Source organism: Pseudomonas sp. C8002 (assembly GCF_013385765.1).
In the GTDB taxonomy this organism is placed as follows: domain Bacteria; phylum Pseudomonadota; class Gammaproteobacteria; order Pseudomonadales; family Pseudomonadaceae; genus Aquipseudomonas.
The window spans coordinates 281,819-301,717 of record NZ_JACAPJ010000007.1; the positions used below are offsets into that span (position 1 = coordinate 281,819).

The 19,899-nt window shown below is 61.1% G+C and carries 21 protein-coding genes; 9 read left to right on the plus strand and 12 right to left on the minus strand.

Annotated elements, in window-relative coordinates:
- Nucleotides 1–108 precede the first annotated feature (108 nt).
- A complete protein-coding gene (locus HX814_RS12645) occupies nt 109–1,035 on the plus strand; it encodes a LysR family transcriptional regulator (RefSeq protein WP_003207367.1) in 927 nt (308 codons plus the stop codon).
- Here the strand turns inward: HX814_RS12645 and HX814_RS12650 are convergent, their stop codons facing one another.
- Nucleotides 1,036–1,440, minus strand: coding sequence for a helix-turn-helix domain-containing protein (locus HX814_RS12650; RefSeq protein ID WP_003207365.1), 405 nt, complete (start codon nt 1,438–1,440; stop codon nt 1,036–1,038). It abuts the gene before it with no gap.
- A gap of 90 nt (nt 1,441–1,530) precedes the next feature.
- Between HX814_RS12650 and HX814_RS12655 the strand changes: the two genes are divergently transcribed.
- On the plus strand, nt 1,531–2,460 hold the full coding sequence (locus HX814_RS12655) for an aromatic alcohol reductase (RefSeq protein ID WP_003207363.1): 930 nt from the start codon (nt 1,531–1,533) through the stop codon (nt 2,458–2,460).
- Here the strand turns inward: HX814_RS12655 and HX814_RS12660 are convergent.
- Complete coding sequence (locus HX814_RS12660; protein ID WP_177008596.1) at nt 2,435–2,989, minus strand: putative natural product biosynthesis protein; 555 nt, start codon at nt 2,987–2,989, stop codon at nt 2,435–2,437. The two genes, HX814_RS12655 and HX814_RS12660, sit on opposite strands and share 26 nt — an antisense overlap.
- Before the next feature lie 62 nt (nt 2,990–3,051).
- On the minus strand, nt 3,052–3,435 hold the full coding sequence (locus tag HX814_RS12665) for a DUF2946 domain-containing protein (RefSeq protein ID WP_003207359.1): 384 nt from the start codon (nt 3,433–3,435) through the stop codon (nt 3,052–3,054).
- 265 nt (nt 3,436–3,700) lie between these two features.
- On the opposite strand from HX814_RS12665, the gene HX814_RS12670 reads away from it, so the two are divergent.
- The 4 genes from HX814_RS12670 (at nt 3,701) to HX814_RS12685 (ending at nt 7,962) form a co-directional block, all read left to right on the plus strand.
- Complete coding sequence (locus tag HX814_RS12670; RefSeq protein WP_003207358.1) at nt 3,701–4,306, plus strand: SCO family protein; 606 nt, start codon at nt 3,701–3,703, stop codon at nt 4,304–4,306.
- Nucleotides 4,306–4,782: a copper chaperone PCu(A)C gene (locus tag HX814_RS12675; protein WP_003207356.1), complete on the plus strand. Its 477-nt coding sequence runs from the start codon at nt 4,306–4,308 to the stop codon at nt 4,780–4,782. The genes HX814_RS12670 and HX814_RS12675 overlap by 1 nt, the downstream gene beginning before the upstream one ends.
- A 301-nt stretch (nt 4,783–5,083) precedes the next feature.
- Nucleotides 5,084–6,331: an OprD family porin gene (locus HX814_RS12680; protein ID WP_177008597.1), complete on the plus strand. Its 1,248-nt coding sequence runs from the start codon at nt 5,084–5,086 to the stop codon at nt 6,329–6,331.
- A gap of 20 nt (nt 6,332–6,351) precedes the next feature.
- Nucleotides 6,352–7,962, plus strand: a complete 1,611-nt coding sequence (locus HX814_RS12685) for an argininosuccinate lyase (protein ID WP_003207353.1) — start codon at nt 6,352–6,354, stop codon at nt 7,960–7,962.
- A 138-nt stretch (nt 7,963–8,100) separates the two neighbouring features.
- Here the strand turns inward: HX814_RS12685 and HX814_RS12690 are convergent, their stop codons facing one another.
- Complete coding sequence (locus HX814_RS12690) at nt 8,101–9,333, minus strand: cation:dicarboxylate symporter family transporter (RefSeq protein WP_177008598.1); 1,233 nt, start codon at nt 9,331–9,333, stop codon at nt 8,101–8,103.
- 118 nt (nt 9,334–9,451) lie between these two features.
- On the opposite strand from HX814_RS12690, the gene HX814_RS12695 reads away from it, so the two are divergent.
- Entirely contained in the window at nt 9,452–10,366 is a 915-nt protein-coding gene (locus HX814_RS12695) for a LysR family transcriptional regulator (protein ID WP_102368851.1), read from the plus strand.
- On the opposite strand, the gene HX814_RS12700 is transcribed toward HX814_RS12695, so the two are convergent.
- Nucleotides 10,351–11,226: a LysR family transcriptional regulator gene (locus HX814_RS12700; protein ID WP_023658772.1), complete on the minus strand. Its 876-nt coding sequence runs from the start codon at nt 11,224–11,226 to the stop codon at nt 10,351–10,353. The genes HX814_RS12695 and HX814_RS12700 overlap by 16 nt on opposite strands.
- 93 nt (nt 11,227–11,319) lie before the next feature.
- Between HX814_RS12700 and HX814_RS12705 the strand changes: the two genes are divergently transcribed.
- Entirely contained in the window at nt 11,320–12,345 is a 1,026-nt protein-coding gene (locus HX814_RS12705; protein ID WP_003207345.1) for an NADP-dependent oxidoreductase, read from the plus strand.
- A gap of 4 nt (nt 12,346–12,349) precedes the next feature.
- Here HX814_RS12705 and HX814_RS12710 read toward each other — a convergent pair whose 3' ends face one another.
- Nucleotides 12,350–12,679, minus strand: coding sequence for a DHCW motif cupin fold protein (locus HX814_RS12710; RefSeq protein WP_177008599.1), 330 nt, complete (start codon nt 12,677–12,679; stop codon nt 12,350–12,352).
- 141 nt (nt 12,680–12,820) lie between these two features.
- On the opposite strand from HX814_RS12710, the gene HX814_RS12715 reads away from it, so the two are divergent.
- The gene (locus HX814_RS12715) at nt 12,821–13,309 is read left to right on the plus strand and encodes an HIT family protein (protein ID WP_102368849.1); all 489 of its coding nucleotides are present in this window, start codon (nt 12,821–12,823) and stop codon (nt 13,307–13,309) included.
- Between the two features lie 162 nt (nt 13,310–13,471).
- Here HX814_RS12715 and HX814_RS12720 read toward each other — a convergent pair whose 3' ends face one another.
- The 6 genes from HX814_RS12720 to HX814_RS12745 form a co-directional block, all read right to left on the minus strand.
- Nucleotides 13,472–13,948 (minus strand): GNAT family N-acetyltransferase, encoded by a 477-nt coding sequence (locus HX814_RS12720; protein ID WP_177008600.1) that lies wholly within the window; start codon nt 13,946–13,948, stop codon nt 13,472–13,474.
- A 17-nt stretch (nt 13,949–13,965) separates the two neighbouring features.
- Entirely contained in the window at nt 13,966–14,463 is a 498-nt protein-coding gene (locus tag HX814_RS12725) for a GNAT family N-acetyltransferase (protein WP_256343956.1), read from the minus strand.
- Nucleotides 14,464–14,490: 27 nt separating this feature from the next.
- Entirely contained in the window at nt 14,491–15,981 is a 1,491-nt protein-coding gene (locus tag HX814_RS12730; protein ID WP_177008601.1) for an aldehyde dehydrogenase, read from the minus strand.
- A gap of 39 nt (nt 15,982–16,020) precedes the next feature.
- Nucleotides 16,021–17,400: an APC family permease gene (locus HX814_RS12735; protein ID WP_023658770.1), complete on the minus strand. Its 1,380-nt coding sequence runs from the start codon at nt 17,398–17,400 to the stop codon at nt 16,021–16,023.
- Nucleotides 17,401–17,520: 120 nt separating this feature from the next.
- Complete coding sequence (locus HX814_RS12740) at nt 17,521–18,903, minus strand: aspartate aminotransferase family protein (RefSeq protein WP_008435341.1); 1,383 nt, start codon at nt 18,901–18,903, stop codon at nt 17,521–17,523.
- 46 nt (nt 18,904–18,949) lie between these two features.
- Nucleotides 18,950–19,789 (minus strand): helix-turn-helix transcriptional regulator, encoded by an 840-nt coding sequence (locus tag HX814_RS12745; protein WP_102606148.1) that lies wholly within the window; start codon nt 19,787–19,789, stop codon nt 18,950–18,952.
- Between the last annotated feature and the right edge of the window lie 110 nt (nt 19,790–19,899).

Consider the following 19,899-nt stretch of genomic DNA (forward strand, 5'->3'; position numbering starts at 1 on the left):
GCCTGTCCTCACGGGATTAAGGGGGCGCCGGCTCCACTGTCTACGGAGCTTTTGTTCCGCAATCGGGATAAGGTAGCCAGGCCTCGCCTCAGCCAAACCGGAGCCTCGATGGACAGCCTCAACACCCTGAATGTTTTTGTGCAGGTCGCCGAAACCCGCAGCTTTGTCGCCGCCGGGCGCGTGCTGGGCGTAACGGCCTCGGCAGTCGGCAAGAGCGTGGTACGCCTGGAGGAACGCCTGGGTGTGCGCCTGTTCAACCGCAGCACCCGCAGCGTCACGCTGACTGCCGAGGGCGAGCTGTTTCTGGAGCGCAGCCGGCGCATCCTGATGGAGATCGACGAAGCCGAAGCCGAGCTTTCGCAAACCGTGTCGGCGCCTCGTGGCCGGCTCAAGGTCAGCCTGCCGCTGGTGGGCCATCCGTTCTTGCAGGTGCTCGCGCAATTCAAGAAAGCCTACCCCGAGGTGCAGCTGGACCTGAGCTTTACCGACCGCCGCGTGGACGTGGTGGAAGAAGGTTACGACGCCGTGCTGCGCAGCGGTGAAGCGCCCGACTCGCGCCTCACATCGCGCCTGATCGGCGGCTACCGGATGCTGCTGGTAGCATCACCGGCTTACCTCGCCGAGCGCGGCACGCCGCAACGGCCGGAAGACCTGGCTCAGCATGCATGCATCAAGTTCCGCTACCCCAACACCGGCAAAATGCAGCGCTGGCCCCTGCGCCAGGACGGAGTGGAAGCTGATTTCCCACTGCCCGCCGCGATGGTCTGCAACAACCTGGAAGCGCGCATCTGCTTTGCCGTGCAAGGTATCGGCATCGCCTACCTGGCGGATTTCGCCATTCGTGAATGGCTCGACAGCGGACAATTGGTGCCGGTGCTGGAGGCGTGTTCGGAAGCAGAGAACTTCCGGATCATGTGGCCTTCGGGCCGCCATCCAACGCCCAAGCTGCGGGTGTTTATCGACTACCTGCATGCGCACCTGTTTCCCGAGGATGGGCCTGCGAGCAAACGTGCAGACTGCCGGCCCACGTCTTGATCACAGCGCCTGATCAGCGTCGAACTGCTCCCGGGATCGCCTGAATCCGTCGGCATTTTCCACCACCCACGTCCACAACGGAATCATGTGCACCAGCAGCTGTTTGCCCAACTCCGATAGCTGGTATTCGACCTTGGGCGGCACCTCCTGGAAGTCATGGCGCAGCACCAGGCCATCGCGCTCCAGCTGGCGCAAGGTCCGCGTGAGCATGCGCTGGGTGACGCCCTCCATGCGTCGGCCGATCTCGGCGTGGCGCAGCCGGCCGTTCACGCCCAACAGGTGCACGATGCCCAACGACCAGCGGTTTCCCGCATGGGTCAGCACCTGCCGTTTGAGCCCGTCTTCATCGGCGCTAAGGGCTTCACAGGCGGCTTGTGAGCGCCTGATGATCTCGTCGTTATCCACCTTCTACTCCCGGTATCACTGGTGTGCCTTCTTATGCGCGGTCGGCAATTCTGCAAGCATGGCATGACTTTCACCTGAACCGAGACCCCTATGACTGCTTCGATCCTTGTACTGGGCGCCGGCGAACTGGGCCTGGCGGTACTGCGCCAACTGTCCCGCCTGGCTGCACCGCAAAATGTGTCTGTGACGGTGTTGCTGCGCCCCGCCACACTGAACTCCCCCGACCCGGCCAAACAGCAGGAAATCATCGAACTGCGCGCCTTGGGCATTGAGCTGCTGGCGGGTGACCTGGCCAATGGCTCCGAGGCCGAGCTGGCAACGGTGTTCGCCGACTATCACACCGTGATCAGTTGCATCGGCTTTGCCGCAGGCCCCGCCACTCAGCGCAAGCTGACCCGCGCGGTCATCGCAGGCGGCGTGAAACGTTATGTACCGTGGCAGTTCGGTGTGGACTACGACGTGATCGGCCGCGGTTCGGCCCAGGACCTCTGGGATGAACAGCTTGACGTGCGCGACTTGCTGCGCTCCCAGCAAGGCACGCAATGGGTGATTGTCTCCACCGGGATGTTCACCAGCTTCCTGTTTGAACCGTCCTTCGGCGTCGTCGACCTGGCGCAGAATACCGTGCATGCATTGGGAGATTGGGACACCGCTGTCACCGTCACCACGCCTGAGGACATCGGCCTGCTGACGGCACGCATCCTGTTCAGCACGCCGCCGATCACCAATCAGGTGGTGTACACCGCCGGAGACACCCTGACCTACGGCGAGCTGGCCGATACCGTGGATGCGCAACTGGGGCTCACCCTCAAACGCGAACGCTGGTCGGTGCGCTACCTGGAAGCGGAACTGGCCGCTGCACCCGAGGACAACCTGATGAAATACCGGGTGGCCTTCGCCCAAGGCAACGGCGTGGCCTGGGACCCTGCCATTACCTTCAATGGGCAACAACAGATCGCCGTGACCAGCGTTGCCCAATGGATTGAGCAGAACCTCAAGGCACCGGCAACCACCCGCTGAACTGCCCCTGGCTGTCCAACGTGCACCAGGCGAAATCCCAGGGCAGCGGCGGCAGCCTTTGCAGCGCCACGCCACTGCCCGGCTTCCAGTCCACCACCTGAAGCGGCGCGCCTTGCCAGGCCACAACCACGCCCCGGACCTGGCTGGTGTCATCGCCGACCCAACGGGCCGCAGCCGCCGTCATGAATGCTTCGATGGGCTCTTCATCGATCTGCGTGCGATACACCGAACCGAGCAGCCAACGGCACACGTTTACATGGTAGGTCCAGTCCAGGGAGGGACGGTTGCGGTAAGCCCAGGTCATGAAGCTGCGAAACAGGTTCAAGCCCTCCGGCGGGTCGAGCTTGAGCAAACCGGGGCAGATGTCGAACAAGGTGTGCCAGTACGGCAGTAACCGTGCATCCAGGTGGACGAAACAGCGGGCGTTACTCGGGTATTCGACAGACGGTAGCAACACGTCGCCGCGGGACGGACGGCGCGACGCCTTGCTGACCAGGCGGGCAGCGCCGGAAGGCAGGATAGAGCTCATGGAACGCACTCACACTCGTGACGATAGAACGCCTCCTGGTATCAGGAAGCCCGGGGCACACGTCAGAATGCAGGGGAAGCGCGAGGGTTGGCCGAGGGCCAGGAATACCGTGGAGGGGCCTTGTTGCGCCGCTCATGGGCCGGGCGCGGCTTTTGCCCCAGGCCCAACAGCCAGGCCAGGCAAAACAGGAAGACAATGCCCAGGGTCACGGCGGAGCACACCGGGCAGGCGAAGAAGTTGGACCAGCTGCTGGCCGTCGGATTGCCCAGGCCGGCATCCGAGGCCGGCGCCTTGGTGCCCAGGCTTGAACAGAATTGCCCACCCAGGCCATTGAGCTCAAGCCCCATCATCTGCCCATGGCCCAAACCGCAGACGAACACATTGAACAGGACGCAAAAATACAGGGTCCAGGCAATGAGTGAACGGTCCGGGCGGGAGAGTTTCATGGCGGCGACTTTACCATTCCCCCTGTAGGAGCTGTCGAGCTTTAGCGAGGCTGCGATGCAGGCGCCACGGTCTTGCAGGAATACCGAGCCGATCCCTTCGCAGCCTCGCTCAAGCTCGACAGTTCCCACATTTGGTCTTGCCCGGCAGGGCCTGTGACAGAACGTCGCAGATTACGCCCAGAGGCCCGGGTTGTTAGAATGCCACGCTCTCCTCGCCTGATTTAACGCTTCGTGGTACCCAGGCGCTTCACAGGATGCACAGTTGATGAGTACGTTATTCACCCGCCGCAAAGTCCTCTCCGGCATGGGATTGCTGGGCCTGGGCCTGCTGGCAGGCTGTGACAACAGCCCGAAACTGAACTTCAAGTACGGCAAGGATCTGAGCGACAAGATCATGGGCCGTACCTTCAAGCTCAAGAACACCGACGGCGAGACCGTCACCTTGAGCTCTTTCCGTGGCTTGATGCCGGTGGTGTTCTTCGGCTTCACCCAGTGCCCGGCCGTGTGCCCGACCACCCTGGCGCGCATGGCCCAGGCGAAAAAACTGATGGGCCGCGACGGCAAGATCATGCAGGTGGTGTTTATCACCCTGGATCCGGAACGCGACACGCCCAAGATACTGGACGCCTACGTCAAGGCCTTCGACCCCAGCTTCCAGGCGCTGTACGGCACCCCGGAAGAAATCGCCGTGGCCGCCAAGGAATTCGGGATCTTTTATGAAAAGATCCCCGCCGGCGACAGCTACACCCTCTCCCACACCGCCACCAGCTTTGTGTTCGACACCCGGGGCACCCTGCGCCTGGGCTTGTCTGCCTCGCTTAACGCCAAAGAGTGCGCAGAAGACCTGCTCACCGTCATGGAGGTCTGCTAATGACTGCCGTTCAACACCTCAAGCGCTTCGCCCTCGGTCTCTCCTTGCTGGGCCTCGCCGCCCACGCCAGTGCACAGGCAGTGGTCACCGACGCCTGGGTACGCGCCTCGGTACCGGGCCAACCGTCCAGCGGTGCGTTCATGACCGTCACCGCCGACAGCGACAGCAAACTGCTCAGCGTGGCTTCGCCGGTCGCCAAGACCGTGCAGATCCATGAGATGACCATGAAGGACGACGTGATGCGCATGGGCCCGGTGGACTCGGTGCCATTGCCCGCCGGCAAGGCCGTCAAGCTCGACCCGGATGGCTATCACGTGATGCTGATCGACCTCACCGCCCAGATCAAGGAAGGCGACCAGGTGCCGCTGACCGTCACCGTGGAAAATGCCAAGGGTGAAAAGCAGTCGATCGAAGTGAAGGCCCAAGCCCGTGCGTTGAATGCAACGGAAACCATGGATCACAGCAAGATGCACTAAAGCGCAGATCAAAATGTGGGAGCGGGCTTGTGTGGGAGCGGGCTTGCTCGCGAATGCGGTGTGACAGTCACCGGATGTATTGACTGATCCACCGCTTTCGCGAGCAAGCCCGCTCCCACATTCGCCCTTCAGTGCCTGAAAAATCGGGCGTCCGCTTCATACTTTTTTCGTCTCGCCTCAACACTTTCTATATATTTTCAATCTGCAATACAACTCGTTAGCCTGCGCAAGCCGGACGCGTCTCCCTGTCGCCGTCCGGCCAGATAATTCTAAAAATAAGCAGCAGACAACGGGAATAACAATGAACAAATCCCCCATTACCCTGGGCTTGACTTCGGCCACCCTCGGTTTGACCCTCGCCTTCCCAACCTTTGCCGAAGCTGACTTTTTCAAAGACAGCAAGGCCGACCTCGAATTTCGCAACTTCTACTTCAACAGCGATTACCGCCAGCCCAACGCGAGCCAGTCCAAACGCGATGAGTGGGCCCAAGGGCTGATCCTCAATTACCAGTCGGGTTACACCGAAGGCCTGGTGGGCTTTGGCCTCGATGCCATTGGCCTGCAGGGTTTGAAACTGGACTCAAGCCCCGACCGCCAAAACACCGGCCTGCTTCCCGTGGGCGAGGATGGCGCACCGGACAGCTACAGTCGAATGGGCGCCACCGCCAAGGCGCGGATCTCCAAAAGCGTGCTCAAATTCGGCACGCTGATCCCCAAGCTGCCGACCGTACTGCCCAACGATGGCCGGCTGCTGCCCCAGACCTTTCGCGGCACTCAATTGACCAGCCAGGACATCGCCGGCCTGACCTTCGATGCCGGGCGCCTGACCAGCAACACCCTGCGTAACGACAGCGGCCATGCAGACATCGAAGTCGACGGCAAAGGCATCAAGGGCGCCGTGCCCAGCGATAAATTCGACTTCGCCAGTGCCAGCTACGCCTGGACCAAAACCCTGGTCACCGGCTACCACTACGCCAACCTCGAGAACAACTACAAGCAACACATCTTCAACCTGGTCCATACCCTGCCACTGGGTGACGCGCAGTCGTTCAAGACCGACCTGCGTTACGCCGACTCCAGCAAGGAAGGCAACAGCAACATCGACAACCAGGCCTTCGGTGCCAAGTTCACCTACAGCCTCCACGGCCACTCGTTCGGCGCCGCCTACCAGCGCATGAAAGGCACCACCGGCTTCCCCCACCTGGACGGTACCGACTCCTACCTCGTCAACTACGTGATGATCTCGCCGGACTTCGCCAACCCCGAGGAAAAGTCCTGGCAGGCCCGCTACGACTATGACTTCGCCGCCCTCGGCATCCCCGGCCTGACCTTCATGACCCGCTACCTCAAGGGTGACAACTTCGTGCGTACCCGAACCCTGGAAGGTACCGAGTGGGAGCGCAACACCGATATCGGCTACGTGTTCCAGAGCGGTGCCCTGAAGAACCTTGAAGTGAAATGGCGCAATGGCACGTATCGCAGCAATGGCAGCGGCAGCGATATCGACCAGAACCGCTTTATCGTCAGCTACACCCTGCCCTTGCTGTGATTTTTCCCGGAGCGTTGCACATGAATAGCAGAAAAAGCCTGATCCACCTGGCCGTCGCCTTTGCCCTGTTCAGCAGTTACGGCGCCTACGCCGCCGACACCGGCGCGTTGCCCTGCAAAACCACCGAAGAATGCGCCGCCCAGGCGGCCAAAGTCGGCGCCACGCCGGGCTCCTCGCAAAGCGCCCACAAGGCCAAGGGCGACCCGACCCAAACCCAGTTCGCCTGGTTGAACCGCATCAACAAAGCCTCGATCGTGATGCTCACCGAAGAAGGCATCGTCAAGCCGGACATGGGCCACAAGATCGCCGGCGGCGTGCGCTTTGCCATCGACCAGGCCGACCAGCCCGATGGCAAGCGCCCGGAAGACGTGCTGCAACTGGAAAAAATCATGACCGACAAGATCGGTCCGGAAGCGTCGCTGATCCACTCCGGCCGCAGCCGCCAGGACATGCTCGCCACCTACCGCCTGGCCAAACTGCGCTCCCAGGTGCTGGCCTACAGCGAGGCACTGAACGCCACCCGCCAGCGCATCCTTAACATCGCCGACAAGAACATCGACACCCTGGTGCCCGCCTACACCAACGGCGTGCAGGCCATGCCCATCAGCTATGCGCACTACCTGCTGGCGTTTGAAGCCGCGTTTGATCGCGACGGCCAGCGTATTCGCGAACTCTACACCCGCCTCAACCTGAGCCCGATGGGCACCGCCGTGCTGGCGAATTCCGCTTACCCGCTGAACCGTGAACGCCTGGCTGAACTGCTGGGCTTTGACGGCGTGCGGGAAAATTCCCTGGACTCGAGTCAGGTATCGACCTATGACATCCCGATCGAAGCGGCCAACCTCGCCGCATCTTCGGCGATTCGCATCGGCGCGATGATTGGTGATATCCACACCCAATACCATCAGATCCGCCCTTGGCTGCTGCTGGACGAAGAGTCCACCTACACCAGCAGTGCGATGCCGCAAAAACGCAACCCGGGGTTGTTGATGCGCACTCGGGAATCGGCCTCCGACGTGGTGGGCCTGGCGCAAACCGTGACCTTGCGCGCGCATAACGTCACCACCGGCATGACCGACTACAAGTTCGCGTTCGATTCATTGGGACTGTTCCAGTCCACCGATGACATGTTCAAAAGCATGGATGCCGTGCTGGATGCGCTGCAGATCAACCCGCAGCGAGCGCTGGATGAGCTGGAGTCGGAATGGACCACGTCCATGGAGTTGGCCGATACCCTGGAGCGTCAGTTCAAGGTGCCGTTCCGCATTGGCCACAGCTTCGCCTCGTTGATCGTCACCGAGGCGCGCAGCAATGGCACCACGCCGAAGACCTTCGCGTATGCGGACGCGCAGAAGCTGTACACCCAGGCCGCGGACAAATACAAATGGACGCCGAATACGTTGCCGCTGGATGAGGCCGGTTTCCGTGCTGCGCTGTCGCCGACCACGATGGTCAAGACTCGCAAGGGTACGGGTGGGCCGCAGCCGGAAGAGGTCAAGCGGATGCTGGTGGAGGCGCGCAAGAATCTCGACGCGGACCAGAGTTGGTTGAAGGAGCGTCGTGAGAAGCTGAAAGGTGCTGAAGGCAACCTGGACAAGGCCTTCGACAAGTTGCTCAACGCCAAGGGCTGAAATGCGATCTGAATGTGGGAGCGGGCTTGCTCGCGAAGGCGGTGTATCAGTTAGCAGATTTATTGGCTGACCCACCGCATTCGCGAGCAAGCCCGCTCCCACATTTGACCGCGTTTGGGTCTGGAAAGCATGTTCGGCTCAGTGACTCAGTTCCCGCTTCAACACCTCATGGTCAATCGACTTCTGCCACCCGCATATCGCCAGGCACGCCACGCAATTGCCCAGCACATTGGTCAACGACCGACACTTCATCAGCCGTTCCACTCCCAACAACAAACCCACCCCTTCCAGTGGCACCAGTTGCAGGATGTTCAAGGTAGCAATCAGGGTAAACAGCGCCGAGCCCGCCACACTGGTAGACCCCAGCGAGGTAAACAGGCAGATCACCAGTACCGCCAGCAACTCGGGCACGGCAATCTCCACCCCGGCCAGATGCGCCAGAAACATGATGGCGGTGGTCAGGTAAAGATTGGTACCGGCCAAGTTGAACGTATACCCGGTGGTCAACACCAGGCGCACTAATTGGCGATCACAGCCCAGCGCCTCAAGTTTGCTGACGCAACCTGGAAGTGCGGCCACTGAAGAGCCGGTGAACGTCACCAACAACAACTCTTCTTTCAAGTAAACAATTAGCCGGCTCAATTTAACGCCGAGCAGGCGGGTAATCGTGGCGAACACTAGAATGACGAACACCGCGCAAACCAGGTAAATAACAACAATGAACTTCAAGAGCGGTAGCACCGAACTTAAACCGTACTTTCCCACCACAAATGCCATCGCCCCAAACGCCGCCAGCGGTGCGAACTTCAGGATAAACCGCAGCAACCAGAACAACCCGGCGACCGCCGCTTCCAGCCAACCGAGGCAGCGGTTTGCGACCTGGCCGCCACGCCCCAGCAGCAGGCCGCACAGCACCGCCACCAGCATCACCTGGAGCACCAGGCTTTGGGTGAAAACCTTGTAAAGGCTGGACGAAATCGAGGTCATCGACAGCTCGTGCAACAGCGTTTCGGGCGCAGCAGGCGGTGTCAGATGATCAAAATCCAGGTTAGCCACTGCCGTATGATCCAGGCTGAACAACCACCCCGTCGACATTCCCAACACCAATGCAGCAAGGGACATCAGCTGGAAATACACCACGATCCGCCCCACTACATGCCGATGGTGGGGCTCGCGCTTGATACCTGCGACACCGGTCGACACCAGCACAAACAACAGAAATGGCATCAGTAACCCGACCACTTTTATAAAGGCGTCACTGAGCAGCTTCATCTCGATTGCCACGCCCGGATAAAACAGCCCTACTACCATGCCGAGTGCAATGGCAATCAAAATAGGCAAGGTAGCATTATTGGCAAGTCGGGTTGGCATCAATGCTCCATGGTCTTTTTATTTATTGTTATTGTCGGATCAGGCCACTTTCGGCATATTGGTCGCCAAGGCGCATTCAGGCCACAAATAATAAAGTCTTGTCACGGGATATACCACCATGGAACTTCGGCATTTACGTTATTTCATCATGGTGGCCGAAGAGCGACATTTCACCCGCGCTGCCGCTCGCCTGAACATGCAGCAGCCGCCCCTCAGCCAACAGATACGTGCCCTCGAACAAGAGCTGGGATTCGACCTGTTCAAGCGCCACCCCAAGGGCGTCGACCTGACTGCCGGCGGGCTGGTGTTTCTCGATGAAGCGCGAGTGATCCTCGCCCGCGTCGAGCAAGGTTCCCTCAAGGCGGCTCGCGCTGCCCAGGGTATCGAAGGCACGTTGGTCATTGCCTTCACCAGTTCCGCCGCCGCCCACCCGCTGATCCCGCGAATCATCCGCGCCTACCGCGAGCAATACCCGGGCGTGGAGCTCTCGATCAACGAAGGCAGCGCCCGGGAAGTCACCGAAGACACCATCGAAAAACGCATCGACATCGGCATCCTCCGCGCACCGGTGGGCGACCACCAAAGCCTCACGTTCCACCGATTGCTCAACGAAGAAATGCTGCTGACCCTGCCCGTCGGGCATGCGCTGCTCAAGGGCGCCGAGCCAAAAATCACCATGGCCGACCTCAAGGACGAACGCTTCATCCTGGTCCGCCGCCCCGGCGCGCCGGGGATGTACGCCAACCTGATCAAGGCCTGCCAGAACGCCGGCTTCGAGCCGAAGATTGCCTTTGAAGTGGAGCGCATGCTGACCAACGTCAGCCTGGTGGCCGCCGGCGAAGGCATCTCGGTGGTGCCGGCGTCGATGCGCGACGTGCATCGCGAAAGCGTGGTGTACTGCCGGATCAGCGATGCGCGACCCAGGTTGCTGGCACCGATCACCCTGGTGCGGCGCGCGTTCAATCCGTCGGCGCCGTTGCAGAATTTCATTGGGCTGGCGCGGGAGTTGGCGGGGGTTTATCGCAAGGGTTGAGTCATCGCGTGAAAACTCTCGGTGAGCAGTTCCACTGCCGCGCGGATGCTGTCGCTTTGCCGTGGAACGGCGTACAGGCCGTAGTTGACACTCAAAATAGGCCCATCGCTTTCAGCCAGGGAAATGATGCGCATCGTCTCCGGCCGAATATTCTCCGCCGGCAGCAAGGCCACACCCAATCCGCCCTCCACCGCTGCGGTGATTACGCCAATGTTCGGGCTGGTCACCGTGACCCGAAAATCCCGCCCGGCGTTCAGCAAGGCATCAAACATCAAGCGCCGCCAGGCACAGGGTTCGGCATACACGATGACATCCAGCGGCAGCGCCGCATCGATTTCTTCATCAATCGCGCACACCCAGTACAGCTCGACGTTCCAGGCGTGCACAGGGTCGGCGTTGAACGATGAGCTGACGCCAATGGCCACGTCCAGCTCGCCGTCATTCCAACGTTCGGCGAGTGCGTCGCCGTGATCAACAACGACCTCCAGGTGTACATGCGGGCAGGCGCGCCGCAGCCGGCCGAGCGCTGCCGGCAACGCCGATACCGCCACGTCTTCCGAGAGCCCGACGCGCACATTGCCCATCACCGTGCGCTCTTTCAGGCGCGCTGCTACCGTCTCGCCCAAGGCCAGAATGCGCGTCGCGTAGGTGAGCAGCAGTTCGCCTTCGGTAGTGGGCACCACGCCCCGACCTGTTCTGCGCAACAGCCGCTGGCCTAGCAACTCCTCAAGCCGGCGGATTTGTGCGCTTAGGGCCGATTGCGCCCTGCCCGCCTGCTGGGCTGCGCCACTCAGGCTGCCGTGCTGGCATACCGAGATAAAGGTTCGTAGCAGATAGGGTTCAAACGCGTCAGATATCATGTTTTGGTTAACTCTGAATCAACAGCTATCACCCTACCTCGATAGCTTGAGCATGACTACCCTGCTGGAACGTTATCAACCAGGAAGAGCCTCATGACCCAGCTCCAGAACCAACGCATCGTACTGGCCGCCCGCCCCGACGGGCGCCCGCAACCCAGCGATTTTCGCGTGGAGTACAGCGCGATTCCCGAGCCTGCCGAAGGCGAAGTGTTGCTGGAAAACCTCTATCTGTCCCTCGACCCCTACATGCGCTGGCGCATGAGTGCGGCCAAATCCTATGCCGAGCCAGTGGGCATCGGCGAGGTGATGGTGGGCGGCACGGTCGCGCGGATCAAACATTCACGAAACCCGTTGTGGCAAGAGGGCGACATCGTGCTTGCCTATGCCGGCTGGCAGCGATTTGCGCTCTCGGACGGCCTCGATCTGCGGCTTCTGGATCCGGGCATCGCCCACCCCAGCACAGCGCTGGGAGTTCTTGGAATGCCGGGGTTCACCGCGTACTCGGGGTTGCTCACTATCGGCCAACCCAAGCCCGGTGACACCGTGGTAGTGGCGGCGGCGAGTGGCGCAGTGGGCTCGGTGGTCGGCCAGATCGCCCGTATCAAGGGCGCACGCGCGGTGGGTATCGCGGGTGGGCCGGAGAAATGCGCATTCGTGAAAAATGAACTCGGGTTTGATGCCGTCATCGACCATCGCGCAGCGGATTTTGCCCAGCAGTTGGCCGAAGCCTGCCCCAATGGAATTGACGTTTACTTCGAAAATGTCTCGGGGGCGGTTTGGGATGCCGTGAGGCCGCTGCTCAATGACTTTGCGCGGATACCCGTATGTGGGCTGATCGCCCATTACAACGACCGCTCGGTGCCCGGGCAACAGGTCGACCGACTGCCGGCGACTATGCACGACATCCTCGCCAAGAGCCTCACAGTGCGCGGCTTTATCCAGACCGAGTTTGTTGACGAGCAGCAAGACGACTTCTTGCAGGAAGCCGCGCAGTGGATTGATCAGGGCAAGCTGAAGTGGCGCGAAGACATTGTCGAGGGCCTGGAGCAAGCGCCTGAGGCGTTTATCGGGCTGCTGGAGGGGCGCAACTTCGGCAAGTTGATTGTGCGACTGGCTTGACGCCTCAATCCACCACGAACAACTTCGCCCCGACGGTAGTCGATGACCGATGCCCCTCCATGTCATTGCCCACCTGATAACTCATCCCGGCAGTCAGCGTGAACTGCCGGCCATCCTCCAGCTCGGTGTGCAGCTCACCTTCCAGGCACAGCAGGATATGCCCGCGCCAACACCAGTGATCCGCCAGGTAACCGGCGCTGTATTCGACCATGCGCACGCGGGTTGAACCGAACTGGCAAGTGCGCCAATACGCACTGCCGGTTTCGCCGGGATACATCACCGGCTCGAGGGTCGACCAGTCGGTGGTGCCAAAGGGGATTGCGGTCAGGTCCATGGTTTTCTCGGCATTGAATAGGTATGGATGAACCGTATCTATAAGGTGAATGCCGCGATAGAGACAGATCCGCTGCATTTGCGGGATACAGGGCGATGACTCTTGGTATCCTGCCAAGCCTCTTCGCATGGAAGCCCGTCGATGAAGATCGATCCATCCTTTGTTGTGCATGAGACCGAGCACTGGCTGCTCAATCATCACCTGTCATCCGCACTGCCGGGCTACCTGATGCTGGGTGCCAAGGCGCCGGTTGACTCACTGGCCGAGATGCCCGATGCGGCGCTCGCGGAGCTGGGTGGGTTGCTGGCCAAAACCCAGCGGGTCATGGAGGCTCAGTTGAAGCCCAAGTGGCTTTACATCAGCCGGTTCGGGCATATGCCGGGCTTCCCGCTGCACTTTCATTTCATACCGGTGTATGGATGGGTTGAAGCGCTGTTCTGGCAGGATGAGCGCTATCGGGTGTTGCAGGATTTCGGGACGCAGCAGAAGGCTACCGACGGTGCGGAGCTGACGCTTTTTATCTGGCGGGAGTTTGGTGAGAGCCCTACGCCGCCGGTGGTTCAAGGAGCTTCGGTGAGCGAGGTGATCAGGTGTTTGCGTACGGAGTTCAATACCCAGGACGACACATGACCTGTGGCGAAGGAGCTTGCTCCCGCTGGGCTGCGCAGCAGCCCCAAGAAGGTCAGCGAGTTCTTTCAGTCAGATTGCGATAGCTTTATTGGGGCCGCTTCGCGACCCAGCGGGAGCAAGCTCCCTCGCCACAGCAAGCGCCCTCACCACAGTTTTTCCGTGTCAGCGCAAACGGCGCAGGTGTTTACGCATAGGAATACAGGCCAACTGCAACCCCGATGGCGAGTGGTAGATCGCCTGCTCATCGCCCACATACCCACACCGTCGATAAAAATCCGCCGCGTTCAACGTCGCGTCCAGGATCACTTCCTCGATCCCCAATTCCTGCGCCAACGCTTCCAGATACGCCAGTATCTGCTTGCCAATCCCGCGTCCGGTAAACCCGGGCAGCACAAACAGCGCACCGATTTCGTTGTTCGCCAGATCCAGCATGCCGGTGGCCACAGGTTCAGCGTTCACGCAGCCCAGGTAAAAATGCTTGTCCATCAGCGTGTCGTAACCGTCCTTGGCTGCGCCTTGCGTCCACAACATCATCTGCTCGGACGTATAGGCGCCGATGCATTGGCTGCGTATGGCCAACAGGCGAATGTCGAAGGCTGCCTGTGCATCTTCCAGCGTGGCGCGTCGTATCTCGAGCATCTGTCCCTCCATGGACGTCAGGCGTTCTCGTCACCCGGTCGGGTAAACGAATAGCGATCAATATCGGTCCTCAGCTGCCAGCCCTGGCCCTGCCAATAACGGGCAGCGCTGTCGTTGGTCTTGAACACATCCAGGTGGCATTTGCGGATGCCCAATTGCGCCAGGCGGGTGAGGCAGCGCTCAACCAACGCGTTCGCAATACCCTGGCGCCGATACGCGGGCAGCACCAGCAAGTGCTGCAAATACCCGCGCCGGCCATCGTGCCCGCACATCACGCACCCAACCAGCCCCCCATCGACCTCGGCGACGAAACTCATGCCTGGATTGCGCTCCAGGTAACGCTCAGTGGCCTCGCGGGAGTCGGCATCGCGCAGGGAGATGCCAGGCGTTTTCTGCATCAGTTCGAGCACGGCGTCGTAGTCGGCAGTGCTCATTACGCGAATAGTGACCATGGTGTTCAAAGCCCTCTGAGTTCGCACTGATTTTGCCTGTAGTTGTGCCGGCCGCGCACGCATAAATACACGACCGGATAACCGCTTGAGTCAACGCAGCTGAAACCAGGTGGTTTTCAGCTGCGTGTACTTGTCAAAAGCGTGCAGCGACAAATCACGCCCGAACCCGGATTGCTTGCCACCACCGAACGGCACCGCCACATCCAGGGCGTCGATGGTGTTGACCGACACCGTCCCGGCATTCAGCGCCCGGGCCACGCGGTGCGCACGATTGAGGTCATCACTCCAGACCGAGGCCGCCAGGCCGTAGAGGCTATCGTTGGCCTGCTGTATCGCCTGCTCTTCCGTGTCGAAAGCGCTCACCGCAAGCACCGGGCCGAACACTTCATCACGGGACAGGGCCATGTCGCGGGTCACGTCGGCAAAAATGGTTGGCTGAATGAAGTTGGAGGAGCCATTGATGGTCAACTGTTCGCCACCGCACAACAGCCTGGCGCCCTCCCCCTGGGCCTGGCTGATGGCGTGCATGATGCGTGCGGTTTGCTGACTGTCGACGATGGCACCGGCCGCACTGCCGGGGTCCAGCGGATCACCCGGTATCCAGGCGCGCGACTTGGCGATCAGGCGCTCGACGAATTCGTCATGGATGGAGCGTTGCACGTAGAGACGGGAGTTGGCCGAACACACTTCGCCCTGGTTGAAAAAGATGCCGAAGGCGGCCTTCTGCGCCGCAAGGTCCAGGTCCTGGCAGTCCTCAAACACCAGGTTCGGGCTCTTGCCGCCACACTCCAGCCACACCTGTTTCAGGTTGGACTGGGCGGAATACTGCATGAAGTATTTGCCCACCTGAGTGGAGCCGGTGAACACCAGGCAATCCACGTCGGGGTGCAGCCCCAGGGCCTTGCCGGCACTGTCGCCGAGGCCGGGCACCACATTCAACACACCTTCAGGGACACCGGCTTCCAGGGCAAGCTGGGCCAGGCGCAGGGCAGAAAACGGCGACTGCTCGGCAGGTTTCAAGACCACGCTGTTACCGGCCGCCAACGCCGGCGCGAGTTTCCAGGCGGCCATGTCGAGCGGGAAGTTCCATGGTACCACCGCCGCGATCACCCCCAGTGCTTCACGCGTGATGGTTGCCAACGCGTTGTGAGCGGTGGGCGCGACTTGATCGTAGAGTTTGTCGAGGGCTTCGCCGTACCAGGCAAACACATTGGCGGCGCCGGGCACGTCAACGTTGTAGGCGTCCATCACCGGCTTGCCCATGTTCAGCGAATCGAGCAGCGCCAGTTCCTCGCGGTGGGTCATCAGTAATTCGGAGAGCCTGATCAAAATTTTCTTGCGCTCCACCGGCGGCATCCGTCGCCAGGGGCCGGTCTCGAAGGCCTGGCGTGCGCTGCGCACGGCCAGGTCGACTTCTGCGTCACCGCAGGCTGCAACCCGCGACAGCAACTGCTGGGTCGCAGGGTTAATGGCATCGAAGGTCGCCCCGGATGCCGCATTCACTGAGCGGCCACCGATCAGGGCGGTGTTGATGAACGTCTGGCGGGCAACACGCTGTTGCCAGTAGTTAAGGTCGAACACGTTGTACTCCCAATGAATGGCGATGGATAGACGAGGGGTTCACTCGGCGATCTGCAGTTCCGGCATCTTCACGCGCAGCCCCCGCGTGATGCCCAGCAGGCACAGGAGCCCAAGCCCCATCCAGCACAGGCCGATGGTGAACGACAGGCTGGAAAGGCTGCTCCATAGCCAGATCGTGCTGAGGAACCCCAGCGCCGGCACAACCGCGTACAGCAAGTAGTTCCTGGTACCGCGCAACTTCTGGTCGACCAGGTAGTGCTTGATCACCGCCAGGTTCACCGCCGAGAACGCAAACAGCGCACCGAAGCTGATCATGTTGGCGACGGTATCCAGCGTGATGAACAAGGCAATCAGCGAGAACAGGCTGACCAGCACGATGGCCGTGGCGGGCACGCGCTTTTTCGTCACCAGCTTGCCGAGCACGCGGGGCAGCGCGCCGTCACGCCCCATGGCGAACAGCACCCGCGACACACTGGCCTGGGAGACCATCGCCGAGGCGAAGCAACCGGCGACATAGGTTGCGGTAAAGGCGGTCACCAGCAGTTCGCCGCCCACCCGGCGCATCACATCCACCGAGGCGGCATCCGGGTCGACGAAGCTGTTCCATTGCGGGAACACCATTTGCGCGAAATACGAAACCAGCAGGAACAGCAGTCCGCCGAACAGCGACACCACCATGATCGCCAACGGGATGGTGCGGCGTGGGTTGGGCGTTTCCTCGGCCATGGTCGACACCGCATCGAAGCCAAGAAACGACAGGCACAGCACCGCGGCGCCCGCCATGATCAGCGGCGCGCTGAAGCCTTCATGGTGGAATGGCGCCAGCAGCGACACGGGTGCGGACTGCTCGCTGAGGGTGTGCACCGACAACGCCACGAACACCACGATGAACACCAACTGGGCGACGATGAGTATCCAGTTGACCCGGGTGATGGACTCGATGCCCACCAGGTTCAGCGTGGTCACCAGGGCAATCGAGCCGAGCACCCACACGGCGGTCGGCACCCCGGGAAAATACTCGGACATGTAGATGCCGATCAGCAAATAGCTGAGCAACGGCAGGAAGATGTAGTCCAGCAACAGGGTCCACCCGGCGATGAAGCCGAAGTAGGCGCCAAACGCCTTGCGGGTGTAAGAGTAGACCGAGCCCGAATAGGGATGCGCCTGGACCATGCGCCCATAGCTGTAGGCCGTCAGCAGCATGGCGGCGAGAGTCAGCATGTAGGCGGTCGGCAAGTGGCCCTTGGTCATTTGGGTTACCAGGCCGTAGGTGGTAAACACCGCCAGCGGCACCATGTACGCCAGGCCGAACAACACCAGCCCGATAAGACCCAGCGGCTGACGGAAGCGGCGGGACGAGGCGGCTTTGGGTGAGGATTGATGAGCGGGTGTATCGGTCACGTTTGTTATTGTATTCATGGGTGACTCCAGGAAATGGGGATGCAGGGCGTCGCGGCATTCGATGGCATCGATGCCGTTCAAGCGTTGCCTGATGGAGGTTGCGCACCACCCCTCGCCTGGGGTGGCGCGCTGGTCACTTCAGAGTTTTCCCGCGATCCGTGCGGTGCGATCCACGGCGATGCGGGTCTTTTCAACCAGCTCGTCCAGCTCAGTGCGCGTGGCCACCAGTGCCGGTGCCATGATCATGCGGCCCAGCGTCGAGCGAATGATTACGCCCTCTTCGAAACCAAACGTGCGGCACTGCCAGGCCAGGTCGTTTTCGTTCTCGAAGCGCTTGCGGGTGCTCTTGTCTTCAGCGAACTGCAAGGCCGCGAGCAAGCCCGTGCCCTGGATCTCGCCGATCATCGGGTGATTGCCAAACACTTCATGGAGGATTTTTTGCAGGTATGGTCCGGTGTCGTTCTTCACCTGGCGCACGATGCCTTCGTCCCGCAGCGCCTTGAGGTTGGCCAGCGCCACCGCCGCCGCCACCGGGTGTCCGGAATAGGTCAGCCCGTGGGCAAACACGCCGCCGCGCTCCACCAGCGCATCGGCCACGCGCTTGCTCAGCACCAGGCCACCCATCGGCAGGTAACCGGAGGTCAGGCCCTTGGCGATGGACAGGGTGTCGGGCTCGAAACCGAAGTGTTGATGGGCGAACCATTCGCCGGTACGGCCAAAGCCACCAATCACCTCATCGGCACACAGCAGCACATCGTATTGCCGGCAAATGCGCTGGATCTCGGGCCAGTAGCTTTCCGGCGGGAAGATCATGCCGCCCGCGCCCTGGAACGGCTCGGCGATAAACCCGGCGACGTTTTCAGCGCCCAGCTCGAGGATTTTCTCTTCCAGCTGCAAGGCGCAGCGGCGGCCGAACTCGGCAGGCGTCAGCTCGCCGCCATGGGCGTACCAGTAGGGTTCGTCAATGTGTGCCACGTCGGGAATCAGGCCGCCCATCTCGTGCATGAACTTCATGCCGCCCAGGGCAGACGCCGCCAGCGTGGAGCCGTGATAACCATTCCAGCGCCCGATCATGATTTTTTTCTGCGGCTGGCCGACCACTTGCCAGTAACGGCGCACGGTACGGATCAGTACTTCGTTGGCCTCGGAGCCGGAGTTGGTGTAGATCACGTGGCTGTAGTGGCCCGGCAACAGGCTGAAGAGCAACTCCGACAGCTCGATCACCGCCGGGTGGGTGGTGTGGAAGAACATGTTGTAGTACGCCAACTGGTCCATCTGGGCGGCAGCGGCAGCGGTCAAGTCCCTGCGACCGTAACCCAGCTGGGTGCACCACAGGCCCGACATGCCGTCCAGGTAACGCTTGCCTTCGCTGTCCCACAGGTAAAGGCCCTCACCGCGCACCATCACCCGCGGGCCTTCGGCATTCAGCGCTTTTTGATCGACAAATGCATGGATGTGGTGGGCCGCATCCGACTTCTGGTAGTCCTCGGTCAGGCGGTTCAGTTGGGCGGGTACGTTCATGGTATTTCTCTCTTATTAGTAGTGACGCAAGGGCGAGCAACGCCGCTCAGCGGTGCTTGCTCATGTAGCTTTCAAGGGGGTCTTTGCTCAGCACTCCCTGGGCTTCGGCCAGCGAATCGATAAACAGGGCAAACAGTTCCGATTGCGCGCCGATATCGAGCTTGGTGTAGATGTGTTTGCGGTGGGACTTGATGGTGTCTTCCGAGACGTCGAGGCGTTCGGCCAGCGAACGGGTGGAATGCCCGCGCAGGATCAGTTGGGCGATCCGGCATTCCCGCTCGGTCAATATCGACGAGCCGAAGTTGTTCAGCGCCGAGTGAATGCGCTGCTCCAGCAGGTTTTCGAATCGCGCCCCCTGGGCATCCAGGCCAACGAAATGCTTGCCCAGCACCGCCAGCACCCACGGCGCGATGCGTTTGAATTGGCCGGTGATGGTGGCGTCGAGCTTTTGCGTAAAGGCCAGCGACACCGCCAGGCTCGAGCCGTTGCTCGACTGCAGGATGTAGTTCAGCTCATCCTCCAGATGCGAGTGGCGGTAAAACGACTGGAAGTATTCGCTGAGCTCGAAGTGATCGGGGGCGACCTCGGCCAGCTCGTAACACCCGGAGCTGACGCCCTCCACACAGGCCCCGTAAAACGGGTCGAGCAGATAAAACCCCGACAGGTACTGGCGCACATTGCCTTGTGGCAACCATGGCCCGTCCAGCTCGAACAACGCGCTGGGCATGCCGCCGCGCGGGTAGAAATACAGCGTGGTGGCCTGGATCGGCTGGAGATAACCGAGAGCCTCGAACAAGGTCGCGGCGAACCCCGGCTGCCCGATGCTGTCGGTCACCCGGGCCATCTGTTCGAACCATTGCGCAGAAGAAAGCCGGTCGTTTTCCACTTCAAACACTCGCTGAAAGAACTGCAAGGATGGTTGCACACCCGCTCCATCCTCGAAATCACCCGATAGGGTGAGCCTGCATCCGATATTTATGCTCACTTCCCAGCTTA